This window comes from Micromonospora sp. NPDC003197 (assembly GCF_053590565.1).
Genome location: NZ_JBSFTE010000004.1, coordinates 182488 through 201934, shown reverse-complemented (window position 1 = coordinate 201934; position 19447 = coordinate 182488). Strand labels below are relative to the sequence as shown.

The following is a 19447-nucleotide window of genomic DNA, read 5'->3' as shown; positions in this document are numbered from 1 at the left end:
GTTGACGTATGCAGTTCCACGTTCTCGGTCCGCTTGAGGCACACACCGCACCAGGTGTGCCGGTCAGGCTGCATGCACGGAAGCCTGCGGCGCTGCTGGCCATGTTGCTCCTGAACGCTAACGCGTTGGTGAGCATAGAACACCTGATCAATGCGATCTGGCATGAACAGGCCGTGCCCGCGTCTGCCCTGCGCAACCTGCGCAGCTACGTGTGGCGGCTGCGTGGGGAGCTCGGTGACCGGCTGGAGAGCCTTCCCGGGGGCTACCGACTCCGGGTGCTGCCCGGCGAGTTGGACACCGACCAGGTCACGTCGCTCGCCACGGCGGCCCGGCTGGCAATGTCCCACGGCGCGTACGCCGAGGCAGCCGGGCAACTCGCCGACGCGCTGGCGTTGTGGCGGGGCCGGCCGTTCGACGTACTGACCTGCGACGCCGCGCGGTCGGAGGCGGCCCGGCTGGACGATCTGCGTCGGGACCTACGCGAACTCCTGGCCGAGGCCTGGCTTGCACTTGGCCGGCACACCGATGCGACGGCGCTGCTCCGCGACCTCGTCGAGGAGGACCCGCTGCGTGAGGGCACCTGGGCCCGACTGGTGAGTGCGCTACATCGTGCGGGTCGGCCAGCCGACGCGCTGGCCGCGTACGACCAGGCCAGGCGGGTCATCGTTGGTGAGCTCGGCATCGAGCCGGGGCCCGACCTCGTCGCGGCCCAGGGCAAGGTCCTGCGCGGCAGCGAGACATGGCAGCCCGTACAGCGCCGCTCGTCGGCTCGCATCGCGGCACATCGGTCATGGACCGAGGACGAAGACACTGACGGCTATCCGGACGTCGATCTCGCCGCGCTGCTGGGTCCGTACCGTCGGCTGCTCACTGGTGCCGAGCGCACGGTGCTGGACACGATCTGCGACCGGATACGCGTCCGGCTCCGCGAAGACCGTTTTGCTGACGGCCGGCGATCGCCGGCACACAGCCGAGTTGCCTGATTCGCTCTCCTCGGAGGTTTTCCAGTGATGAACACGTTGCAATCCGGCAGGCTCAGCTTGGTCGCGGAGAACGGTCACGTTCCGGGAGACGCCGGGATCGACGCGCTGCTTGCGTCGGCTGTCAGCGACGTACTGATCATGAGTAACGACGTCGGCACCGCACCGATCGGGACGCTGCGTCGGGTCGACCGCGATAACCTACGGCGCGGGATACGGTACCGGGTCCTGTTCCCGGACTCGGCGCGACTGTCCAGAAGGCTCAGCGGCCTGGCGCTTGCCGGCGCGGAGGTACGCACCGACACCGAGATCCCGATGGCGGCCATCGTGATCGACGGTGTGACCGCGGTGCTGCCAGCAAATCGCGCAGGTGCCGAACACCTCGCCAGTGTCGCTGCCTTCCGGCTGCCCAGCGTGGTCACCGCGACGACGGGGCTCTTCGAGCGGATCTGGCCGGCGGCGGTCCCGCTCACTCCGATGGACCTGCCCGAAGGGGCGGACGCCTCGACGCTGACCAGCCGGGAGCGTGCGCTGCTCACCCTGCTCTGCTCGGGCAGCACCGACGAGTCGGCTGCAGCGCGGCTCGGTATCTCGGTTCGTACGGTCCGACGAATGGTCGCCGACATCATGAACCGGCTCGGTGCACGCAGCCGATTCCAGGCTGGGGTGAAGGCAGCAGACCGTGGCTGGTTGCTACAGCAGGCGAGTTGATGCCCAACCGCGCGTTGCCGGTCACGAACCAGCCCGGCGCCTGAAGTCAACAGTGGACTGACGTGCCGTTGGTTACGGGCAGGAAGACGTGTTGCTCGCTCGCTGCCACGCTAGCGTTGCTGTCCATGCGGGTTCTGGTCACCGAGGACGACGACAACCTTCGGACGGCGCTGGAGACGGCGCTACGTGGTGCCGGATTCGCGGTGGATGCCGTGGCCGATCTGCCGCTCGCCGACGAGTCGCTGTTCGTCAACTCGTACGACTGCACGGTCTTCGACCGGATGTTGCCTGGCGGCGATGCCCTGCGATACGTACACGGCAGACGCAGGGAGGGTTGGCAACTGCCGGTGCTGTTCCTGACCGCGCGGGACAGCGAGGCCGACCGGATCGACGGTCTGCGTCTCGGTGGTGACGACTACCTGGTCAAGCCCTTCGCCATGACGGAGTTGGTGGCCCGGGTACGGAGCCTGTGCCGACGGAGCATGGTGGGCCGGCCATCGGTGCTGCGCTGCGCGGATGTCGAGTTGGATGGTGGTCGGCATCGCGTGGCCCGAGCCGGGGTGCTGCTCACCTTGACCCGCAAGGAGTTCCTGGTGCTGGAACGGCTGATGACGGTGCCGGGGCAGGTGGTGTCCCGCCACGAGCTGATCTCCTATGCCTGGGACGAGATGGCCGACCCGGCTTCGAACGTGTTGGACGTCGTCGTTGCCCAGCTGCGCCGCAAGCTTCACGACCCGCCGCTCATCCGCACGGTGCGCGGGCGCGGCTATTCGATCACTCCGTAGCGCCTCTGGCTTCAGGCGTTGTCGACCACGCCGAGCGGCAGGGTGACCGCCAGTCCCCAGGCGTGCTCGCCGTCGAGACGCGCCAGGTCGACATTCCGCTCGCGAGCCAGCTGGGCCAGCTCGTTTGCGGCGCTCTCCACCGCAGCTGGGCTCATTGCCGCGATCCGCAACGCGGCGCTCACCATGGGCTCGGCCTCGGCAGACGTACGACGCGCGGTGACGGCCACGGTCACCGCCGTCTGTGGTGCCGCGCTGAGCAGCCAGCGCAACAGTTGCGGGCCGGTCGCCGGGGACAGCTCAGCCCAACCGTTGAGCCGGAACACCGCCTGGCTGATCGGTCCGCTCTGCCACAGTCGCCACTGCTCTCGGACCTTGCCTCGGCCAGCGTTGACATGGGCGAGGGCGGCAAAGGTCGCCAACGTCTCGTGCTCGGCAAGGGTCCTTGTCGGCAGGCCGTCGCGGCGGAGCCGGCGCTGTACCCGCCGGACGGTGTTACCCAGTGCCTGTTGGAGGTCGGTGTCCCGATACAACTCGACGGTGCGCAGTGCCTGCAGGGCAACCCAGGTGCGCGGCGGACGCGCCCGATCGACTCCAACGTGGTGGACCACCTGTACGGCACCGGCCAGCGCCGGCTCATCCGAGGCGGGCAACAGCACCTGTGCGGCAGGCATCGCTCTTACCAGGTCACGTACGGCCGATACCGGCTGCAGTACGGCGGTGATCCCCTCGGCCCGGCTGATCATGAATGCGGTGCTGTCCCTGCCGTCGTCGACGATGCCGGTGATTCCCGCTGCCTCCGGCGAGATCCGGCGGAGAAGCGCCTCGCCGGTCTTGCCCACGTCGGGGTCGCCGCTCCTGCTCGCGTCGGGTAGGTCCCCGGCACGGTCCCGGAGCAGGTATCTCGACGACAGCACGAGCCATTCGTACAGCCAGCGGCCACGAATACGCACAGCGCTCAGTGCCATGACCACGAGGGCCACCAGGATGGTCACGACGATCCTGGGCCACTGCCCCGCCAGGGCCAGGACAACGGCGATCAGCACGAGCTGCCAGCACATGAGCTGCAGCACCCCGACCCCGCCAAGTGGGCCACGGGCTCGCCGCGAGGTCGACCCGGGTCGCGGCGAGCCCGGCTCGGGCCTCGGCACCAGTGGGTCGAGCCGCTGCGGTTTCCCGGCCGGGCCGACCGTGCCCGGTAGGGTCCCGGGCGAGCCTGGCTGATGACCTGCGGATCTGGCGGCGGAGAGCGCGGCGAGGGCGGCTTCGCGGGCCGCGTCGCGCGATGCCGTCGTGGCATCGGCCGGCACCTGGATGGTCGGGTTGGCGGCGATGGCCACCGGCTGTGCGGTGGGTGGCGACGCCGACGCACCAGCTTGCTCGCCGATCTGGGTCGCCCCGAAACTGGTCACTGTCTGAGCCTGCGGCGACGGACATGAGGTTCCGATGACAGTGCGGCTGCGGTCATCGATGTATCGCGGATGAATCCGCCCACGATATGGTCGCGGGGTGCCCATGGACTCGACGCACCCAAGAGTTCCCGGTCGCCGCAAGCTGAGTGCTACGGCGCGGGCCCGCGTGACGATTGCGGCCCTGGTCGCGAGCTGCGTGGGACTTGTTGGCGCGGCCGTAGCAGGCGAGAACCCGGCCGCGCTTGATTTGCAGTTCATCCAGGTAGGCCACTGGGTGTACAACGGCGAGTTCCAGTCGGCGTTCCACGTCGACGGGTCCACCGGCCGAATCGACGCACGGGCCATGGTGCCCGGTGCCGAGCCGGGTAGCCAGGTCGCGCAGGGCGAGCGGTCCGGCTACGTGATCGAGCGGTCGCGGGTCACAGCATTCAGCAAGTCCACGCTGAGTGTCGAGGACACCCGTACGCCACCCGCCACCGAACAGCCGGTCGTGCTGGAGGTGGCGGGCGGTCCGTACCTGGTCTACCGCAACGCGGGTCAGGTGGTCCGGCTTGGTGATCCGGCCGCGACGGTGCCGGCGGGCGGGCCGTTGTCCAGGCCCACGGCGACCGGTAACGGAACCGTGTGGCTGCACCGGACCGACACCGGCTCACTCTGCGAACTGACACGGGCCGCCACCCGGCTGGTCTGCCACGCACGGCTGGCACCGGGGCACAGCGGTTCGCTCACCGTCGTCGACGACCAGCCCGTCCTGGTCGACACCACTTCGGACACGCTTCGTACGGTCGGGGAGAAAGGCTTCGGCGAGCCAGCCGCCATCGGCATCGACCTGCCCGCGTCGGCCCAGGTCGCGAACAGGACCGTTGCCGGTCGGCTGGCCGTTGTCGACCCGGAGCGCAATCGGCTGCTCCTGGTCGACACCGCTGGGCTGCACAAACGCCCGGCAGCCCAACCGGTCGTGGTCGAACTGCCCAAGGACGGCCAGTTCTCCGAGCCGGTCACCACCTCGAAGGTCATCGCGCTGGTCGACCAGACCAGCAACGTGCTGCTGACCTACGACGGCACCGGCACGCAAAAGAAGCGCATGGAGATTCCCGGCAAGGGCGGATCGCCCAGGGCGACCCAGGGCGAGGACAACAAGATCTACGTGGACAGCCCGGATGGCTCACACGTGCTGGTCGTCGACGGCGACAACGGGTCAGTTGCCGACGTGCCGATCGATGGCGAAGATCCGAAGCCGACACCCGAGCCGACCGGTGCGCCGACACCCGAGCCGAGCGGGACGCCGACTCCACCAACCGAAGCGCCGACCCCGCCGAGCGTGCCGGCGAGTTCGCCGGGCGCGCCGGGCAGGGTCAACGCCACTGCCGGCGACGGCTCGGTCACCGTCTCCTGGCGGGCCGCCGCTGGAAACGGGGCGAAGGTCACCGCGTACCACCTGTCCTGGTCTGGCGGGTCGACCAGGGTCAGCGGTGCGACACGGCGCGCGACCCTGTCCGGGCTGACCAACGGCTCGTCCTACGTGATAACCGTGGTCGCGGAGAACGCGGTGGGTCGGGGCCCCGGCGCGAGCTCCCAGTCGGTCGTCCCGCGTCGCCCGGCCGCCGCACCGAAGGTCACGGTCAACTCCGCCTCGGGCACGTACACCGTGACGTGGACCCAACCCAACCTGTACGGCGGCACGCTCGTGCACTACCTGGTGAGCGTGTCGGGCCAGGCCGACCGTAAGGTGACCGGCCGCAGCACCCAGTACACCGGCATCTCCGGTACCGTCACGGTGCGCGCGGTGACCCGGTTCGGCCCGTCCGGCTCGCCGACGGTCCGTGGGGCGGCTGGCTCCGCGCGGATCCCCACCGCGCCGCCGACCATAGAGATCCTCCGGGTACGGAGCACAACCTCCGGCCTGGTCGTGAGCGTCCGGGCCGACAACAAGGGCTCCTCGGCGACCTGTCAGGCGACCTTCGCCCAGGTCACGTCCCCTTCCGTCGCCTGCAACGGCGTCACCAACCTCACTATCACGAACATCATCTGGTTCGGGAGCATCTCGGTCACGGCCACCATCAAGAACTCGGCGGGCACCCGCAGCGACACCTGGACAGGTGTGCCGGAGGTCTAGGTACGTACCCGGGAGGGCGGACCCGGGCCTGAGTGCAGCGTCGACAAAGGGGAAAGCATCGTGACACCAACACCGGGGGCGGCCTACCAGCTCATCGCCGACAACGTACAGCTGGTGATGCGGGGTAAGCCGGATGTCGTACGGCTTGCTGTGGCAGCCCTGTTCGCCGAGGGGCACCTGCTGATCGAGGACGTGCCCGGGGTCGGTAAGACGACCCTGGCACGATGTATCGCGGCCAGCATCGGCGGCCAGTGGCACCGCATCCAGTTCACTCCCGACCTGCTGCCCGGCGACATCACCGGTGTGACGGTGTACCAGCAGAGCACCGAGCGGTTCCTGTTCCACCCCGGCGGCATCTTCGCCAACGTGGTGTTGGCCGACGAGATCAACCGGGGTACGCCCAAGACCCAGTCCGCGCTGCTGGAGGTCATGGCCGAGCGTCGGGTGACCGTCGACGCGGTCAGCTACAACATGCCCCGGCCCTTCCTGGTCGTCGCCACCCAGAACCCGATCGAGCTGGAGGGCACCTACCGGTTGCCTGAGGCGCAGCTGGACCGGTTCCTGATGCGGCTGTCGGTCGGCTACCCCGATCACGACGCCGAGGTGGGGGTGGTGCTGGCGGACTGCGCCGGGATGGACCCCGACGAGCTGCGCCCGGTGCTCGACATCGCCGACGTACAGCGGGTGATCGGCGAGGTGCGCAAGTCCCGGGTGGCTCCGGCGATCGTCTCCTATGCGGTCCGACTGGCGGCGGCGAGCCGGGCGCACCCGGCGGTCCGGTACGGTGCCAGCCCGCGCGGCAGCATCGCCCTGATCCGGGCGGCCCAGGCCCTCGCCGCCACCGACGACCGTGACTACGTGATCCCGGACGACGTGAAGGATGTGGCGCACGCGGTGCTGTGCCACCGCCTCGTACTCACGCCGGACGCGGAGCTGAACCAGCGGCCGGTCAGCCAGGTGGTGGACGAGTTGCTGGCCGACACCGCTGCGCCCACGGCCGCGACCGGGAGGTAGGCGTGCGGCTCACTCGCCGGGGCGTCGCCGTCCTCGCTGGAGCGATCTGCTGCTACGCCGTCGGTGAGCTGGCCGGCTATGCCTTTTTCCGGATGCTGGGCGGCGTCGCGGTGGGTTGTCTCCTGGCCGCCGTGGGCACCACGTTGTTCCGACCGAAGGTCGAGGTCAGCCGAACCGTGTATCCAGACCGGCTCGAACGCGGAAAGCCCGCGCTGGCGACCCTGGTCGTACGCAACATCACCGCGCGTCGGCAGGGTGGTTTCGCCGCGGGTGACCGGGTCGGGGCTGAGCTGCACAAGATCCAGGTCAGACCGCTTCTGCCGAGCGCGGAGGCCACCTACCACTACGAACTTCCCACCTCGGTACGCGGCCGGCTCCAGGTGGGCCCGCTCCTGCTGACTCGGCTTGATCCGTTCGGCCTCGTCCGCACCGAGCAGACCGTTGGCGCTACCGCGAGTCTGTGGGTGTACCCGCGCCGGCATCAGGCCCGTCCGGCGCAGGAGGCGCATCCTCAGCACCACTACGCCGGGCCGATCACCGATCCCCCGTTGCGCGGCTCGACGGACCTGCGTGCGGTCCGTGAGTATGTGCCCGGCGACGAGGTGCGACACCTGTACTGGAAGGCGACCGCCCGCACCGGTCAGCTCATGGTGCGCGAGTACGCCGACCCGGCCCGGACGAGATTCACGGTCGTACTCGACACCAGGGTGACCGCGATGAGTCCTGCCATGTTCGAGGAGGCGGTCGAGGTGGCGACCTCGCTGTTGTACGCGTCGGCGGCGGCCGGACAGCAGTGCCGGCTGATCACCCCCTCCGGCACCGACACCCCGGTGGACAGTGGCTTGCGCGTGGCCCGGTTGTTGTTGGACGAGTTGTGCCTGATCAGCCAGGACGCGACGGGGGAAGCGCCACTGGTGCCGCCCGCGCTGGCCACCTCCCGGCCCGGCGGGGCGGTTGTCGTGGTCACCGGGCCGGATGCCGACGTCGGTGCGGCTCGCCGGTGGCGGTCGACCACCGTCATCCGGCTCGGTGGCACCGAACCGATCATCCACAGCGGCACCGGGTTGATCGCTGCGGTGGCTGCGGCAGACGTCGTGGCCAGGTGGAACGCATCGCGGGCCGGTGCCGCATGAGCGAGCCCGTCCAGCCGGCCGCCGACCTCAACCGGGTCGAGGTGATCCGGGCTGATCTCAACCGGGTCGCGGTCATTGGGCTGCTCGGTTCGACTGCGGTGGCCGGTCTGCTGTTCTGGCCGGTGTTCGGCCTGCCCGCGCTGCTGGTGCCGGTGCTCGTGGTCGTTCTGACCTGCTACTGCTGCGTCGAACTGGCCGCGCGTCAACCACGCCTGGCGGCGGTACGGCCGCTGCTCATGTTGTTCGCCGGTGCGCTCGGGTTGATCGAATCCGGGTTGTTCTCGACCACCGTCGCCGGGCTGCCCACTGCGACGTCGCTGCGGGCGCTCTGGCTAGGGTTCACCGAGGGCTGGCTGCTCACCCTACAGTCCACCTGGCCCGCCAAGCCGGAGGCTGAGCAACTGCTGTTCGTCCCGCTGGCCGTGTTGCTCGCGGCGGTGCTCGGCATCGAACTCCTGCTCCGACTGCGCCAGCCGTTGGTGGCGGTGCTGCCCGGCCTGGCGGTGGTCGGGCTCGCCCAGGCGTACCAGGCACTGTCCGGCGGTACGGCGCTGCTGGCCGTGGCGTGCTACGCGATCCCCGTTGCCCTGCTGCTGTGGGCCGATCATCCGAGCCGGTCCCGGCCACGCGACGGCATCCGCAGGTCGGGTCGACGGCCATCCGGGATGGACCTCTGGCTGACGGTGCCGACCGTGCTCGCGATGGCGGCCGGTGCCGTCGTCATCGGCAGCCTCGATCCGGCCGACCAGGATCCGTACCGGCTCAAGGACCGCCACCCGGCACCGCTGCCGCAGAACCGGATCAGCAGCCCGTTGCAGGAGATCGCGCCGCGGCTGGCCGACCCGGGCCGGGAGGTGTTCCGCTACCGCAGCGACCGGCCGGTCGACCGGTGGAGCCTGGTCGTGCTGGATGGCTTCGACGGCGTCAACTGGTCCGCTGACCCGCAGCTGTATCGGTTGGGGGCCCCGCTGAAAGGGGCACCGGGCAGCACCACCCGCTCGGCCGAGGTGCACGTACGGGACCTGCCCGGGCCATGGCTGCCGAGTCAGTCGATCCCGTTGGCCGTGGACGGACTCGCGCCCCTGGTGGATCAAACCGCCGGCACGCTGCTGCTGGATCAGCTCACCGGTGCCGACGACGACAGACGTTACCGGCTGACCTGGTCCGAGCCCACGGCCGACGCCGACGCCCTGGGCGTCGGCTCGGTCGACCGTACGGCGGTGGGTGGGCTCGGCGACCTCGGCGTCGTACCCGCCGAGATCAGCCAGCTGGCCAAGGACGCGGCGCAGGGCCTCCGGCCGACGTTCCAAACGGCCCTACAACTGGACCGGTTCCTCAGCGAGAACTACCAGGTGGTGATCGGCGGAAACCTGTCCACCGGGCACGGCTGGCCGCAGCTACGGCATTTCCTGACCGAGAGCAAGCGCGGCACCAGTGAGCAGTTCGCCGCCGCCTACGTGGTCCTGGCCAGGTTGAACGGCATCCCGGCCCGGCTGGTCGTCGGCTACAGCGGATCGACCGAGCGCGACGGCGACTCCTACGTCGTACGCAACCGTGACGTGCTGGCCTGGCCAGAGGTGGCGGTGGCCGGAGTGGGCTGGGTGCCGCTCAACCCGACCGCAGTCGGGGCCAAGGTCACCGAGCCGGAGAAGGCACCGTCCGGACTCGCCAAGGCGGCCGCGCAGGCGCGGGCCCAGCTTCCGCCCGAGCAGGATCTGTATCCGCAGCAGCTGCCACCGGCACCGCAGCAGGTCGTGGGCGGTCGGGCTGCCGGCCTCGATCTCCGCCAATCCGCGATGGTGGTGGCGACGATGCTGGCCGGGTTGCTGGTCGGCTGGCTGGTCGGGGTGCCGCTGGCGAAGGCGGTACGCGCCACCCGGCGGCGTCGCCGGACTGGCGCCGACGGGGTGATCGGTGCCTGGGCCGAGGTGTGCGAGTGGCTGCTGGCGTACGGGGTGCCGTATCGGATCGGAATGACGCCGCGAAACCTGGCCCACTCGGCAGCCCCCATGGTTGGCGAAGCGACCACAGAGTCGATCATCAAGTTGGGACGCATGCTGGACTCGACCCTGTGGTCCGGTGTGCAGCTACCCGACGACGCCGCTACCCGCGCCTGGGCTGAGGTGCGCGCGATCCGCCGAGGCCTGGCCGGGCAACCATTCGCTCTTCGGCTGCGAGCGGCACTGGATCCTCGACCCCTGTTGCCGCTGGCGGGCCGGGAGCGACGTGCTGCCCAGCCCCGCCAGCCCGGTTCGGCCTGAGACTGTTGTGGTGCAGGTTCAACCGCCGAGGGACTGACGCGCGGCGGCGTTCGGGTCGAGGCTGGGCCCTTCCGGCAGGCGCGCGACCAGGCTCGCCGGCAGCCGCACCGGGCGGGCCGCCGAGTAACCGAGCATCGCCAACACCTCGGGTGTGGCCAACGGGTAGCGCCGACCCATGTCGGTCACCACCGTCAGGGTGCCGACCGGCGCGAGCGTCGACGGCATCGCCTCGATCACAGCGGCCCGACCCGGCGGCACATGAATCCGGTCCGCGAGCGGCGTGCCGTACGCGGACCGGCGGGTGGTCGTGGTCAGCGGGTCTGCCTGCGGCAGCGTGGCGTCGACACCCAACCGGGGTACGGCCTCACCCGGTTCGAACGTGGCGCAGACCGTGGCTTCGTCGTGGGTCGGCCGAAGTATCTCCGGCCGTGCGGCAGGCGCCGCACCCGCAGCGGTGTCGACCGGCGGAAGCTGCTGTGCCGTGGCAGCCAGCGACGGGGCCAGCGGAATCGCTACCGGCTCGCTGCCGGGGTATGCGGCCAGGACCGGTAGGAACGCCCGTTGGATGTCGTACTGCAGTTCGGTGATCGGCCGCAGCGAATTCCGCTCGGTCAGGTAGTACTGCTGCCCGCCGCCGGAGGTGTGCACCACCAGCAGGGTTCCGACGCGGATGTCGGTCCGCCCGGCTACCGCGGTGGACGGGCTTCCCGCCTGGGGCACCTCGATCGGCCCGATCGGGGCCCCTTCCGGCAGTACGTCCAGCCACGACCGGCCCACCCTGGCCCACGGCTGTGTGGTCAGGGCGAGTCCCGCACCGACCGCACCGTAGTTGTTGATCTTGTGTCGGTGGCCGCGCCAAATCATGAACCGGTCACCGGTCGGCACCAACTCCACCAGCAGGGCCTGGTCCCCCAGGCTGACGCCACCAGCAGGGGCGGTACCGACCAACAGCACGGACTCCTCGATCCGACTGCCGGCCAGGTCGCTGGCCGGAGCCGAACACAGGGACCACGACCCTGACAGCAGCCGATCCTTGCCGGGTAGCGCGTCAGGCGCGTCCGGGATGCCGATCCGGGGGCCGCGTGGGACACCGACCAGGGAATTCCTGGACACCCGCTCGGTGCTGCCGTGCGTACCGATCAGCAGCAGCGCCGAGGCGTAGTTGGTGACCGGATGCAGCCGCCCGTTCAGAAAGACATAGCGGCTACCAGTCTCCTTCTCCACAATCACCACATTGTCCTTGCGCCAGGCTTTGTTGCCGCCCGGCACGATCATTCCGTACACGCCGACGCACGCCAGGGCCACGATGGCCAGTGCTACGCCGGCCAGCGACGCACCAGCCGGCCGGCGAAACGGCGGCTGCTCCGGGTCGCTCTCCCGAATGACCAGGGCCGAGGTCGCCCGCTGCACAAGAAACTGGTACGCCTGAAGCTGGTCGCGTTTCGACGCCATCGGATCAGCCCCCCAGGCCGCGTACGTAGCCGTACAGGCCGAGCACCGAGCAGGCCACCGGGACAACAGCCGCCATAACCAGAATTTCGGAATACTCGGCGAACCGGCCCAGATAGAGGTTAGGAACGCGAGTGCTGTAAACGATGCCAGCCGCGATGACAACAACGGCGAGTGCGAGCAGCAGCGGCCCGGTGGACACCAGCAGCGCGGACCGGTCGGCCATCAGCGGACCGACGAAGAGGCAGCCGACCCCGAACATCCCGGTAACCAGCAGCGGCACTCGCTGACGCAGAATCGGATAAAGCCGCGCACGAAGCAGGAAACCGGCGGCGAGCACCCCGACCAACACCACGGCGGCCGTACTGTCGCTGCGAATCAGCACCACCTGGCAGCACATCACCGCCACGCACGACCCGGTCAGCATGCCGGTGAGCAGGGCTTCCGCCCTGGCCACCGCAGCGTGGACCAGCGTGAGACTCGGCTGCGGATCGTCCCGGACCAAATCAGCAGCAGATCGCGGCAACACCGGCATCGGCACCCGACCGAGCCGCAACGCCAACGAAGTGAACATGGTGGAGACTGCCAGAACAACGCCGCCCACAATGGCCGCCGCCTCGTACGACTCGAACTCGTCGATGCTGGTCAGCCAGCCACCGACCACACCGAGCAGGCCGACCATGGCCGCCCCGGTGAACAACGCCGTAGCGGCGGTCACCCCGACCTGACCCACCAGCGCCACCAGCAGCAACATCGCCCCGGCAACCACCAGATGACCGGCGGACAGCTCGGTCAGCGGCTTGTCACCGGCAAGTAGCAGCCCACCGCCGGTAAACGCGAACGGCAACGCGATCGCCGCGAGCACCGTACCCACGCCGGCATCACCGATCGCACGGGCCAACACCACGGCAGCGACCAGAAGCAACGCGGACACGCCGAGCGCCCACAGCGCCGGTAACGTCCACGGGGGTCCGGCTCTCAGCACCGCGAGCAGGCCGAGCAGCATCGCCACGACTCCGGCCGCCAGCCCGGCTTGCCGAGTATGCCGCGGGCCCCACGCCGCCCCGGTACGGCCCGAACCGGTGGCGATGGCATCGACCAGATCGTCGTACTCCAACTCCGGCCAGTCGATCCGCCGATCCGTCAGGTGCAGGATCTCCCCGTCCCGCACCCGATGCGAGGCCAGCGTCCGATCCAGATCGAACACCGAGCCGTCGGCCCTGCGCAGCAGCCAACCACCGTGGTCGACGCCGTCGTCGGCCAGCCCTTCGCCGGCCCGGACCAGAATGCCGGGGAGGATCTCGGCGACGGCGGCCTGCTCCGGCAATGCCATGTCGATTCGACGGTGCGCAGTGGCGACGGTAACCCTGACCAGGCCGGTACTCTGCATCAGAGCAGCTTCGCCCGGGGCAGCCGGCAGCGGTTGGCAGAGGCAGGAAGCTGCCGTACCGCACTGGCGGCTGTTCGGCATCCTTACGTTAAGTTCCGAATATCGCCGGCAGTGAAGCGGAGGGTGTGGACCGGTGGACATTACGGTAGGCGACGTTGTCTTCGGCTCGACAGTGCTCGCCACCGGTCCGGTCGCCACGGTCTACGCCGGTCGTCTGGCGAACACCGACGCCGAGGTCGCGGTCAAGATGTACGCCGACAGGTTCGATCGCGACACCGTCACGCGGCACCACCGCGAGCGCCAAGCGCTGCACAGCGTACGGTCGGTGCGTTCGATCCTGCCCATCGACGACCTGGTCGAGCACCCGGACGGCCGATCAGGCGTACGGATGGAGCGGTGTCCGGGTTCGCTGGCGGGAATGCTCGATGCTGGCGGCGACCCACTGGCCGTGGGCGATCTCCTCAACCTCGGATCGGCCGTCGCCACCGCCCTGGCTGCCGCCCACCGCGTGGGTGTGGTGCACGGCGGCGTAACGCCGCACAACGTGCTTTGCCGACAATCCGGTGAGTTCGTCCTCGCCGACTTCGGATTGGCCCTCCGGGAGCGGTTCCCTCGCGACCCGATGCACGCCCTGGAATACACCTCCCCCGAGACACTGCGCGACGACAGCCGGTCCGTGGCATCCGACCTGTACGGGTTGGGCGCGGTGCTGTACGCCGCGGTGACCGGCGCACCGCCGTTCCCGCGCCGCCTCGGTGAGCCGCCGGGCGAGCGGATTCTGCGGGTGTTGCGGGATCAGGTGCCACCAGCCCAGGGCACGGCCGTCCCCGCCGAACTCTCCGACCTGATCGGCCGGTTGTTGGCCAAGAACCCTGCGGATCGGCCATCGGACGCGGCGAGTGTGGCATCGTTCTTCCAAAATCTGCACCAGGCGATGACCGCCCCACCCGCTGATCAGCAGGCGCTGCCCGCCCAGGTGCCGATAACCAGCCCGACCAGCGCTGACCGTGACGAGGCCACCAACTCGGACGACACTATCTCGGACGATGCGAATGAGCTGACCAGCGGCGAGCAGGACGAGAAGGACACCTCCGGCGACCTGGACGACTTCGACTTCGACGACTTCGCTGGCAGCTATCCTTCCGGCCCAACTCCCGAGGGGTCCGCCCCGTCAGTTGGGCCACCTGCGCCGCAAGAGATGCCACCTGCGCCGGCCGTGGCGACCAGTCCGGTCGAGCCGACGGACACCGCGCTGCCTGAGGATGCGGGGGTGGGGCGCGTCCTCGTCTATCGCACCGGTGGGGACACCTCATCCGACCGATCCAAACGGCCGAGTACGCGCTGGCGGCCGGGCCTGCTGGTCGGCCTCGGCGCGGTCGTTGTGGGGCTGGCCGTCGTACCGCTGGTCCTGCAACAGGGTGGCCCGGCGCAGCCGGCTGCTTCCCCGACGATCGTCGAGGAAGCAGCTCAGGCTCCACCGTCGGCCGCACCTCCGAAGGTGAACCTCGAACTGGCCCCGCCAGCCGACCGGGGCAACCACGTCGATCTGACCTGGCGAGCCGATGGCGACCTGGATTTCGCCGTTGTCGTAGCGGGTGAACGGATCGACACGATGGTGCTGGTCGCCAACCGGCAGCGCACCATGCGGGTGCCGGTCGACCCGACGCGCCGATACTGCTTCCAGGTACGGGCCACCGACGGCCGCCACATCTACACCACCGACCCGATCCCGATCCGGGGCGCTCAATGCAAGCTCTAGCTAGCGCCCAGTCGCTGCTAGTTTCGTATTGGCCAGTCAATGGGAGGCATCCGATGGCTTTGCCAATCGTCCGTAGCAGGGACGAGGCTCACCTCTACCTGGACCTGCACCCCTGCACGAAGTGCGGTGGCGTCGATGTCGCCTGGGAAAGCGCGCTGACCAGCGACCAGGGGGCTCCCGCGCGGCGCTATCACGGCACCTGCACCGGCTGTCGGACCTACCGGGAGTTCATCTTCCAGTTGCCGGAGCGTCCTGCCGTACCCGGCCCCGATGACCTGGTTTTCTTCGGCGGGCCGGAGCCCTCCCGGCTGTTCGACGCAGGCGAGTGGCGGCTCATCTCCGAAGCCGCGATCTACGAGGGCGGTGCCCCAAAATCCAGTGATCCGGCCGTGAACGCCGCGCGCCGGCAGACATTTGCGCTCGGGGTGGCAGCTATCGGCGAGATCCTCAAGTTCGTTCCCGACGGCACGGATGCCGTACCGGAATCCTGCTTCTGGACTCCACGCGGTCGAGCGAGGTACGAGAAAAACCGCGCACACTTCAGCCGCGAATATCTTGAACGTTCGCACCAGAGCTTCCAGTACGAGATGGCGGACCGGTTCTACGACCTCTGACCACAACACCAGGCCCGCGCCAGGAATCCTTCTCGGCTGCCGCGCTCGTCAGTCTTTGTGGAGCTGCTCGGCCAGTGCGACCATGATTCCCTCGGGGCCGCGTACGCCACCGCTATCGTCCAAGCCATCCTCGTCCTGCACCACGTCGAAGCCAACCGCTACGCACGATGAAAATGGCTGTCAGTAGTACGTCGGCTGCCGCTCTTCCGGGTCCGCATGCACCACATCGAGGTTCCTGTCCGCGACGAGGCGGTCGACAACCCCACGGTCGGCTCCGATGCCAGCCCAATGAGGGTCGACGTCGCTGGCGAAACACCACGCATGATCCGCCGGCCAGACGAATGCCGGCGCTGAGTAAACTTCGGAGTCGAACAAGTCGCTCCACCCCATCAAGTCGTCCAGGGTACCGGTGAACAGGACGTATCGCCGGTGCGGAAGGTCCAGCATGGGTCCGCCAGTCAGTGCAGGATTCCGGAACGTCGCGCCACCCTCCCACACGCAGACATAGCAGTCGCGCGTGGAGGAGCTGTAGTCGGCGAGGGCCTCCAACGCTGTTCGGGCCATGTCGATCTCAGTGGATCGGCGAGATGGCAGCCGCACGTCCGACTCGCGCATATCCGGAAGGACCGGATCGGGCAGGTAGCGAAGGCGTGCGTACGCGGGGAACGAGGCCGGCCCGAACGTGATCAACCGCGTCGGGCCGACATCGGTCGCATACAGCCACGCCGCAGCAGAGAGCTCGTCAGTGGGCTGCAGTGTCATCGTCGGAATAATAGACCGCTAGTTGTAGTGGCCATGAGCGTCTTTGACGGCGTGCCGGATGCGCTGCATTGCAGTGTGCAGGTCGTCGGCGGTAGCGCTCAGCAGGGCGATCGCTTCTTGAAGAGGCCACGCGGTCGCGATCCCGATCTGGAAGCCGGCGGCGAGGCAGGTGTAGGCGTCGCCGTTGCGCAGGTGGGTCAGGGCGAGCAGTGCCTGGCGGCCCGGGGTCAGTCGCCTCCACCGGGAGTTGCGCTGCTGGCGGTGGCCGCGGATTCGTTCGGCGAGGTGGTTCAGGGTCCGGTTGGACAACGGAATCGTGGCAGGGTAGGACAGCATGGCGAGGCTCCCGGTCGGGGCATCGGGTTATGGTCGATTTGCTGTCCTACCTGGAGCATCGCCCTCATCGATCAACGCTTTTCCCGACCGCGCCGACCTGCAAGATCAGGTTGGAAGAGGGTCAGTAATGCCGGTACCGGCTGTCACCCAGGCGTGTCATGCTCGTGACCACGGATGCGTAACCTCGCGCCTATGCGATCCCCTGCGGCTGTCCTGGCGGCCACGATCTTGACCGTGCTACTCGGTCTGGTCGCACTTCTCGGCTGCCTTCTCACCCTGGTGACATTCGCGCCCTCAGCACCATGCCCGAACGACACGATCGATTCTCTCCAACAAGAGATGACCACCCGAGCCGTGCTCAGCGCACTGATGACGCTGACCGCCATCCTGTCCCTCGCCGTAGCCTGGTGGGGCATCTCGGGCCACAGCAGGAATCCCTGGCCCTGGCTGGCCGCCTCGACACTGGGTTTGGTCATCGCCGTGGTCCTGGTCGTGCCAATCGACCGGGCGAGTACATGTTGATGTGCGCCACTTGAGGTGGGCCGCGCCACCTTTGTCGGCCCGCTGCCAGTTCGTTGACGACTGGCAGCTCGCTCGGCAGCGCGACCGGACGCACCGCTGTCGAGAAAAACAACGAACCCCTGGCCGCGAGAAAGGGGCCAGGGGTTCGAGGGAGCCGTCGCTGCGTTAGTGCAGCTCGAGCGCGCCGGACTTGGCCGAGGCGACGAAGCCCGCCCATGCAGCCGGCCCGAAGGTCAGGGTGCCGCCGTCACGGTCCTTGGTGTCCCGAACCAGGACGACGCCAGGCAGGTTGTCCGCAACCTCGACACAGTTGCCGCCGTTGTTCCCGCTACGTGTGCTCTTGCGCCACCGGGCGCCGGTCACGTCCATGCTGCCGCCTTCCGGATGAGATCGAGGGACTCGCGGCAGGGTAGCGCATAGCCTCGGATCCGCTCCCACCGCATTTCGAGAGTAACAAGATCTTGAGGCTTGTCCGTCACCTGCGCACTGAGTTGACCATCTGCGCACGCCGCACGCTGCCCCTCTGACAGCTCGGCAAGCACAAACGGACCGCCCATTCCGCCATAGAGCCCGGTTCTCGCTGGAACGACCTGAATCTGAACGTTCGGCAGCTCAGCGCACTGCACCAGGTGGGCAAGCTGGGCCACCATAATTTCGTGGTGCCTTTCGGATGTCCGAACTATCACGTTCTCATCGAGAACGACGGTCAGTAGTAACGGTTGGTCTCGACACAGCAGCGCTTGGCGGCTGAGCCGGGATGAGACGAGGCGGTCAACCTCGTCCGGGCTGAGCACTTCGTCGGCGAGGGTTGCCCTGGCGTACTCCTCGGTTTGCAGCACGCCAGGCACCCACGCTGGCTCGTACCAGCGTAGGGACACTGCCCGCTGCTCGTCCTCGATCCACTCACGCAGCCAGATCGGCGCGCCCAGCCTCTCGAACAGCCGCATGTAGAGACCACCGGTGTTCAGCGCTTGATCCACCGCCCGGATGTAGTCCGCCTTCACCGGACGGTGCCCACTCTCGACGTTGCCGACATGCGCACCGCTGTAGTTGATGAGTCGTCCGAACTCCTCTTGCGACATACCACGGGATACCCGCGCCTCGCGCAATTCCGCGATCAAGAAGTCGATTCCGGTTTTCACCCGCGCCTTCCCCCTGCCTTCAGTTTCCATTCAAGTCATTCGGCGAGCCCTTCACCCACTAGCAACCAGCACGATCCGCACTCGCCAACCTCGTAGGTATTCCGAGCGTAGTCGTTCGCATACCAACATGTCCCTATCAGATGCGGTGGCAAAAAATAGCCACAAGAGGGAACGCATCAGATAGGGGGCCACCGCCCCGCTCCCGCAAACAAGGGCGGTGGCCCCCACCCAATTCATGATCGAAAGGTGGTTCGTCATGTACAGCGGTGACTACGAACCGATTCCGAATCCACCCACCAAACCTGTACCGCCGCCGGACCCCACACCGGACGAGGAAACAGCAGCAACATCAGAGGACCACGAAGGCGATGGTGAGAGCTGATGGTCAGCGCCCACGCCCCCGTCGTACGACGGGCCCGCTACGCCGAGGTCGCCACCATCGCCGCGCTTGTCACCGACGCCGCCCACGATCTACCCCTGGCCAGCTGGCTCGTTCCCGACCAGGACCGGCTACCCACCGCTCTCACCGAGGCCATTCGGATCTGGGTCGAACACGCCCTCTTCTTCGGTGAAGTCGACATCCTCGCCGATGCTGATGGGCCCATCGGGGCCGGCGTTTGGTTCCACCGCTATCGGCCGATCCCGCCACCGGCAGCGTACGAGGCCCGGCTGGCTGCGGCTTGCAGCGAGCACACCGAGCGGTTCACCACCCTCGGCCGACTCCTCGACGGGCAACGCCCCGAGATAGGCCACGAACATCTCGCGCTGCTGGCCATCCACCCCGATCATCGCGGCACCGGCCTTGCGAGCAGATTGCTCGACCATCACCACAGCCGGCTCGACCGCTACGGCACCGCTGCCTACACCGAAGCCTTCACCACCGAACACCGCGACCTACTCAGCCACCACGGCTACCAGGCTCGGCCACCGCTGCACCTCACCCGCCACCACACCATCCACCCCATGTGGCGACCCGGCCGAACGCCGAAAGTCGACACCTGACCATCCCCAAGACCCCCGTCGACCTGCGCGGCAACGCAACCCGACGGGCACCCGAAAACGGC

The 19447-nt window shown here is 68.4% G+C and carries 17 protein-coding genes and 1 pseudogene; 11 read left to right on the top strand and 7 right to left on the bottom strand.

The genetic code is table 11. The features are described from left to right. The first annotated feature begins 8 nt into the window (after positions 1-8). The 3 genes from ACWDV4_RS06510 to ACWDV4_RS06500 all read left to right on the top strand — a co-directional run bounded on the left by ACWDV4_RS06510 (position 9) and on the right by ACWDV4_RS06500 (position 2476). The gene (locus ACWDV4_RS06510; protein ID WP_449975390.1) at positions 9-983 is read left to right on the top strand and encodes an AfsR/SARP family transcriptional regulator; all 975 of its coding nucleotides are present in this window, start codon (positions 9-11) and stop codon (positions 981-983) included. Between the two features lie 27 nt (positions 984-1010). Continuing rightward, positions 1011-1691, top strand: coding sequence for a LuxR C-terminal-related transcriptional regulator (locus ACWDV4_RS06505; RefSeq protein WP_449975389.1), 681 nt, complete (start codon positions 1011-1013; stop codon positions 1689-1691). Between the two features lie 125 nt (positions 1692-1816). Then, positions 1817-2476 (top strand): winged helix-turn-helix domain-containing protein, encoded by a 660-nt coding sequence (locus tag ACWDV4_RS06500; RefSeq protein WP_449975388.1) that lies wholly within the window; start codon positions 1817-1819, stop codon positions 2474-2476. An 11-nt stretch (positions 2477-2487) separates the two neighbouring features. Here the strand turns inward: ACWDV4_RS06500 and ACWDV4_RS06495 are convergent, their stop codons facing one another. Then, a complete protein-coding gene (locus ACWDV4_RS06495) occupies positions 2488-3885 on the bottom strand; it encodes a type VII secretion protein EccE (RefSeq protein WP_449975387.1) in 1398 nt (465 codons plus the stop codon). A gap of 166 nt (positions 3886-4051) precedes the next feature. Between ACWDV4_RS06495 and ACWDV4_RS06490 the strand changes: the two genes are divergently transcribed. Genes ACWDV4_RS06490 through ACWDV4_RS06475 form a run of 4 tightly spaced genes read left to right on the top strand, consistent with a single transcriptional unit; the run spans position 4052 to position 10409 of the window. Further along, entirely contained in the window at positions 4052-6001 is a 1950-nt protein-coding gene (locus ACWDV4_RS06490) for a fibronectin type III domain-containing protein (protein WP_449975386.1), read from the top strand. Between the two features lie 60 nt (positions 6002-6061). Beyond that, entirely contained in the window at positions 6062-7015 is a 954-nt protein-coding gene (locus ACWDV4_RS06485; protein WP_449975384.1) for an AAA family ATPase, read from the top strand. Between the two features lie 2 nt (positions 7016-7017). Then, positions 7018-8148: a DUF58 domain-containing protein gene (locus ACWDV4_RS06480; RefSeq protein WP_449975383.1), complete on the top strand. Its 1131-nt coding sequence runs from the start codon at positions 7018-7020 to the stop codon at positions 8146-8148. Next, positions 8145-10409: a transglutaminase family protein gene (locus ACWDV4_RS06475; protein WP_449975382.1), complete on the top strand. Its 2265-nt coding sequence runs from the start codon at positions 8145-8147 to the stop codon at positions 10407-10409. Before ACWDV4_RS06480 ends, ACWDV4_RS06475 begins: the two co-directional genes overlap by 4 nt. An 18-nt stretch (positions 10410-10427) precedes the next feature. On the opposite strand, the gene eccB is transcribed toward ACWDV4_RS06475, so the two are convergent. Continuing rightward, positions 10428-11861, bottom strand: coding sequence for a type VII secretion protein EccB (eccB, locus tag ACWDV4_RS06470; protein WP_449975381.1), 1434 nt, complete (start codon positions 11859-11861; stop codon positions 10428-10430). A gap of 4 nt (positions 11862-11865) precedes the next feature. Continuing rightward, entirely contained in the window at positions 11866-13248 is a 1383-nt protein-coding gene (gene eccD, locus ACWDV4_RS06465) for a type VII secretion integral membrane protein EccD (RefSeq protein WP_449975379.1), read from the bottom strand. A gap of 133 nt (positions 13249-13381) precedes the next feature. Between eccD and ACWDV4_RS06460 the strand changes: the two genes are divergently transcribed. Both ACWDV4_RS06460 and ACWDV4_RS06455 read left to right on the top strand, forming a co-directional pair. Continuing rightward, positions 13382-15007, top strand: a complete 1626-nt coding sequence (locus tag ACWDV4_RS06460) for a serine/threonine protein kinase (RefSeq protein ID WP_449975377.1) — start codon at positions 13382-13384, stop codon at positions 15005-15007. Between the two features lie 53 nt (positions 15008-15060). After that, positions 15061-15621, top strand: coding sequence for a hypothetical protein (locus tag ACWDV4_RS06455; protein WP_449975376.1), 561 nt, complete (start codon positions 15061-15063; stop codon positions 15619-15621). A gap of 180 nt (positions 15622-15801) precedes the next feature. Here ACWDV4_RS06455 and ACWDV4_RS06450 read toward each other — a convergent pair whose 3' ends face one another. After that, a complete protein-coding gene (locus ACWDV4_RS06450) occupies positions 15802-16383 on the bottom strand; it encodes a hypothetical protein (protein ID WP_449975375.1) in 582 nt (193 codons plus the stop codon). Between the two features lie 54 nt (positions 16384-16437). Further along, positions 16438-16719: pseudogene (locus ACWDV4_RS06445) on the bottom strand (transposase family protein); the annotation flags it as partial. 192 nt (positions 16720-16911) lie between these two features. On the opposite strand from ACWDV4_RS06445, the gene ACWDV4_RS06440 reads away from it, so the two are divergent. Next, positions 16912-17241: a hypothetical protein gene (locus ACWDV4_RS06440; protein WP_449975373.1), complete on the top strand. Its 330-nt coding sequence runs from the start codon at positions 16912-16914 to the stop codon at positions 17239-17241. A gap of 165 nt (positions 17242-17406) precedes the next feature. On the opposite strand, the gene ACWDV4_RS06435 is transcribed toward ACWDV4_RS06440, so the two are convergent. Together ACWDV4_RS06435 and ACWDV4_RS06430 are read right to left on the bottom strand one after the other, a co-directional pair. Beyond that, positions 17407-17610: a DUF397 domain-containing protein gene (locus tag ACWDV4_RS06435; RefSeq protein WP_449975372.1), complete on the bottom strand. Its 204-nt coding sequence runs from the start codon at positions 17608-17610 to the stop codon at positions 17407-17409. Next, entirely contained in the window at positions 17601-18383 is a 783-nt protein-coding gene (locus tag ACWDV4_RS06430) for a helix-turn-helix domain-containing protein (RefSeq protein ID WP_449975370.1), read from the bottom strand. The genes ACWDV4_RS06435 and ACWDV4_RS06430 overlap by 10 nt, the downstream gene beginning before the upstream one ends. 381 nt (positions 18384-18764) lie before the next feature. Here ACWDV4_RS06430 and ACWDV4_RS06425 point away from each other — a divergent pair, with 381 nt between their 5' ends. Further along, positions 18765-19385 (top strand): GNAT family N-acetyltransferase, encoded by a 621-nt coding sequence (locus tag ACWDV4_RS06425; protein WP_449975369.1) that lies wholly within the window; start codon positions 18765-18767, stop codon positions 19383-19385. Positions 19386-19447 lie beyond the last annotated feature (62 nt).

Coding starts and splice junctions, on each gene's coding strand:
- ACWDV4_RS06475 (WP_449975382.1), top strand. CDS start 8,145: ATGAGCGAGCCCGTCCAGCCGGCCGCCGACCTCAACCGGGTCGAGGTG.
- ACWDV4_RS06440 (WP_449975373.1), top strand. CDS start 16,912: ATGCGATCCCCTGCGGCTGTCCTGGCGGCCACGATCTTGACCGTGCTA.
- ACWDV4_RS06510 (WP_449975390.1), top strand. CDS start 9: ATGCAGTTCCACGTTCTCGGTCCGCTTGAGGCACACACCGCACCAGGT.
- ACWDV4_RS06455 (WP_449975376.1), top strand. CDS start 15,061: ATGGCTTTGCCAATCGTCCGTAGCAGGGACGAGGCTCACCTCTACCTG.
- ACWDV4_RS06435 (WP_449975372.1), bottom strand. CDS start 17,610: ATGGACGTGACCGGCGCCCGGTGGCGCAAGAGCACACGTAGCGGGAAC.
- eccB (WP_449975381.1), bottom strand. CDS start 11,861: ATGGCGTCGAAACGCGACCAGCTTCAGGCGTACCAGTTTCTTGTGCAG.
- eccD (WP_449975379.1), bottom strand. CDS start 13,248: ATGCAGAGTACCGGCCTGGTCAGGGTTACCGTCGCCACTGCGCACCGT.
- ACWDV4_RS06450 (WP_449975375.1), bottom strand. CDS start 16,383: ATGACACTGCAGCCCACTGACGAGCTCTCTGCTGCGGCGTGGCTGTAT.
- ACWDV4_RS06500 (WP_449975388.1), top strand. CDS start 1,817: ATGCGGGTTCTGGTCACCGAGGACGACGACAACCTTCGGACGGCGCTG.
- ACWDV4_RS06505 (WP_449975389.1), top strand. CDS start 1,011: ATGAACACGTTGCAATCCGGCAGGCTCAGCTTGGTCGCGGAGAACGGT.
- ACWDV4_RS06425 (WP_449975369.1), top strand. CDS start 18,765: ATGGTCAGCGCCCACGCCCCCGTCGTACGACGGGCCCGCTACGCCGAG.